Consider the following 525-nt stretch of genomic DNA (forward strand, 5'->3'; position numbering starts at 1 on the left):
GCTGCACGCAGCCGCTGGTGGCGTGGGCATGCTGGTGTCGCAATGGGCCAAGCTCGAAGGTCTGAATGTGATCGGTACGGTTTCCAGCGATGCCAAGGCCGAAGTGGCCAAGGCCAACGGCTGCGTTCACACCATCAACTACAGCCATGAAGATGTGGCCAAGCGCGTGCGTGAACTGACGAACGGCGTGGGCGTGAATGCCGTGTTCGACAGCGTGGGCAAGGACACGTTTGAAGGCTCGCTCAACAGCCTGAAGACACGCGGCCTGATGGTTTGCCTGGGCACGGCTTCCGGTTCGATCCCTCCGTTCAATCCGCAGATCCTGGCCGGCAAGGGCTCGCTGTTCCTGACCCGTCCCGCCTCGGCGCACTACATTGCCGACCCTGTCGAGCGTGCAGAGCTGGCCAACGAGCTGTTCAGCTATGTGGCCGAAGGCCGCATCAAGGTGGACATCAGCAAGCGCTACGAGCTGGCTGATGCAGTTCAGGCCCACCGCGATCTGGAAGCGCGAAAGATTGTGGGCTC

Annotated in this window: 1 protein-coding gene; it reads left to right on the forward strand. The window is 61.9% G+C overall.

Annotated elements, in window-relative coordinates; genetic code table 11:
- Positions 1 to 28 precede the first annotated feature (28 nt).
- Positions 29 to 525: zinc-binding dehydrogenase (locus AC07E3_RS21490; protein WP_478364782.1), on the forward strand; the 497-nt coding region annotated here is incomplete at its 3' end.

It is taken from the genome of Nitratireductor lacus (assembly GCF_056431025.1).